The 3090-nt window shown below is 66.2% G+C and carries 2 protein-coding genes and 1 pseudogene; 1 reads left to right on the top strand and 2 read right to left on the bottom strand.

The window, feature by feature from the left end:
- Both DBR12_RS10855 and DBR12_RS10850 read right to left on the bottom strand, forming a co-directional pair.
- Positions 1-595, bottom strand: a pseudogene (locus DBR12_RS10855) (GGDEF domain-containing protein); the annotation flags it as partial.
- Between the two features lie 9 nt (positions 596-604).
- A complete protein-coding gene (locus DBR12_RS10850) occupies positions 605-1690 on the bottom strand; it encodes a PotD/PotF family extracellular solute-binding protein (protein WP_233244391.1) in 1086 nt (361 codons plus the stop codon).
- 68 nt (positions 1691-1758) lie between these two features.
- Between DBR12_RS10850 and dnaG the strand changes: the two genes are divergently transcribed.
- On the top strand, positions 1759-3090 hold a 1332-nt coding region (gene dnaG, locus DBR12_RS10845; protein ID WP_108617253.1), incomplete at its 3' end, for a DNA primase.

The raw sequence follows: 3090 nt of genomic DNA, 5'->3' as shown, positions 1-3090 counted from the left end.
AGAATGGCTCGGCCGCAACACGCACCACCACCACCCCCTGCACCTGCCCGCCCTGCAACACGGGCGACGCCATGTTGAACACCGGCACCGCGTCCTCGCCCGGGGAGCCCTCGTGGTTGATGCCGAATTCGGACACGTAAACCTCTCCCGCCGACAGCGCCAAGGCTTCGAACACAAACGGGAAATGCGCCTTCTCCTGCAGCGCGTCATCGGCAATCCGCACCGGCACCCCGCCCTGGCGGTCGATGCGCACCAGCTCCAGGCCATAGTCCTGCGCGCTGATGAAGCGGATTTGCAGGTAGCTGGGGTGCGCGGCAAGGCTGGCGCGGAAAATCTCGGCCAGGCTGGCGTGGTCTGGCTCCTGCGCCGCGACCGCAGCCAGGAAGGAGTTGTCGCGCGCCACCGTACTAAACCCGGCCTGCATATGGCGCGCCAGTACCTGCGTGGTGGCCATCAGCGCGCGTTCGGCCCGCCCCTGCAGGCGGTCGCGGCTCGAATCAAAGGTGTAGTAGCCCGCCAGGATGGCCGCAAACACGCTGAACGAGGCCAGCAACACCCCCAGGCGCAGCGCAATGCCCCATGTCATGCGCGTCATGCCCATGCGTCAAAACCTCGCTGGGCGGTCGCCCGCCACGATGCGCTGCCACAGCTGAGCACGCCGGGTTTCGTCCTCCACCGGCTCCAGCCAGACGATGGGGCCCATGGGCACGTCCCCCGACAGCGCGGGCGGCTCCTCCAGCGTGTTGGCCAGGCCTTGGCGCCGGGTGAATTCGCGGCTCAGCGCCGGGTCGAGCATGTAGTTGATCCACTCCGCAGCCAGGGCCACCTGGGTGGATCGGCGGGTGATGGCCCAGCAGTCGAGCCAGGCCAGCGCGCCCTCCTTGGGCACCACATAGCCCACGTCCAGTCCCGCATCGCGCAGCTGCTTGAGCTGCTGCTGGCCGTAGTTGGCGTGCATCACAGCCACCCTGTGTTTGCGGAACAGCTCGACCGACTCCTCGGGCAGGCTGTAGAACGAGCGCACGTTGCGGCGCAGGGCCACCAAGTCCTTGGCCAGCGGGCTGAAAAGGTGGGGATCAATGCGAAACGGCGCGAGCCCGCGGTGCATGGCGGCCAACGAGAACCCGTGGCTGCTGCCGTCAAATGCCAGCACTTTGCCCCGCCAGCGCAGATCCCACAGCACGGCAATCGACTCTGGGGGTTTGCTGAACTGCTGACGGTCGTAGACCAGCCCCATCTCGGAATAAGTGAAGGGCATGGCATACACCTCGCCCCGCACGGTGATGCCTGCAATGGACTGCGGCTGCCGAAAACGCGGCAACTGGCGCGCGGTATTGGGGATGTTGCTTAAGGGCAACGGTGCCAGCATGTTCTGGCCTACCAGGCGCGCAATTTCGGTGGTGTTTGCGGCGACGAGATCAAAACCGGGGCCGTCCGGGCTGGCCATCTTCGCACGCAGGATGTCGTCGGAGGCGACGGTAGTGATCTCGACCTTGGCCCCGTGGCGCTTCTCGAACCCCGCCACAAAATCGGCGTCGGCATACCCCGGCCAGGCCAGCACGCGCAGCACCGTGGCGGCTTGCGCCGGGCCAGGCAGCACCGTCCCCAGGCCTGCGGCCAGCAACGCTGCCGCCGCACTGCGGCGCCGCATCTGATGCGCCCCAGTGCCTGCTGCTTGCTGCCACGCCATGCACGCCATGCCGAAAGCCCCGCTTTGTAATAACTGGTAACAAACAGTTTACGCGGACAATACGCCGCGTGACGATCCCTCAGTCTTTCATTCAGGAACTGCTTGCCCGTGTCGATGTGGTGGACATCGTGGGCCGCTACGTTCAGTTGAAGAAGGGTGGAGCCAACTTCATGGGACTGTGCCCTTTTCACGGGGAAAAGTCGCCATCTTTCAGCGTCAGCCCAGCCAAACAGTTCTATCACTGCTTTGGCTGCGGCAAAAACGGCAACGCCATCAGCTTTTTGATGGACCACGCGGGCATGGGTTTTGTCGAAGCTGTGCAGGACCTGGCCCAGGGGGTGGGCCTGCAGGTGCCCGATGACGACATCTCGCCGCAGGAACGCGAACGCGCCGCCGCCGCCCGCCAGAAACAGGCCACGCTGAGCGACGTGCTCGAAAAAGCCGCCGACGCCTACCGCCGCCACCTGCGCGAGTCTCAGCGTGCCATCGGCTACTTCAAGGGCCGGGGCGTATCAGGTGCCGTGGCCAAGCGCTATGGCCTGGGCTATGCACCCGAGGGCTGGCGCAGCCTAGCCAGCGTATTCCCCCGCTACGACGACCCGCTGCTGGAAGAGAGCGGCCTGGTCATCGTGGGCGAAGAGGGGCAGGACAAGCGCTACGACCGCTTCCGCGACCGGGTGATGTTCCCCATCCGCAATGTCAAGGGCGAATGCATCGGTTTTGGCGGAAGGGTACTGGGGGACGACAAGCCCAAGTACCTCAATTCGCCAGAAACCCCGGTGTTCCACAAAGGGCGCGAGCTGTATGGCCTGTTCGAGGCGCGCACCGCCATCCGCGAGCACGGCTATGCCCTGGTCACCGAAGGTTACATGGACGTGGTGGCGCTGGCGCAACTGGGGTTTCCGAACGCCGTGGCCACGCTGGGCACGGCCTGCACGCCCGAGCATGTGCACAAGCTGCTGCGTTTTACGGATGCGGTGGTGTTCAGCTTTGACGGCGACAACGCCGGTCGCCGCGCCGCGCGCAAGGCGCTCGATGGCGCCCTGCCCCATGCCACGGATACGCGCAGCATCAAGTTTCTGTTCCTGCCCGCCGAGCACGACCCGGACAGCTTCATCCGCGCCAACGGCACCGACGCCTTTGCACAGCATGTGGGCAACGCCGTGCCACTGAGCCGCTTTCTGGTCGAATCGGCCAGCGAGGGCTGCGACCTGACCACCGCCGAGGGCCGCGCCCACATGGCGAGCAACGCCCGCCCGCTGTGGACGGCCCTGCCCGACGGCGTGCTCAAGCGCCAGCTGCTGGGCGAGCTGGCCGAACTCACCCAGCTCAACGCACGCGACCTGTCGGAACTGTGGAACCCTGGTGGCGGCGCCCGTGAGCCAGCGCGCGCCCCCGCC

It is taken from the genome of Acidovorax sp. HMWF029, from assembly GCF_003060895.1.
In the GTDB taxonomy this organism is placed as follows: domain Bacteria; phylum Pseudomonadota; class Gammaproteobacteria; order Burkholderiales; family Burkholderiaceae_C; genus Acidovorax.
Note: the sequence above shows the minus strand (reverse complement) of the source record. Positions and strands in the feature narration are given on the sequence as shown.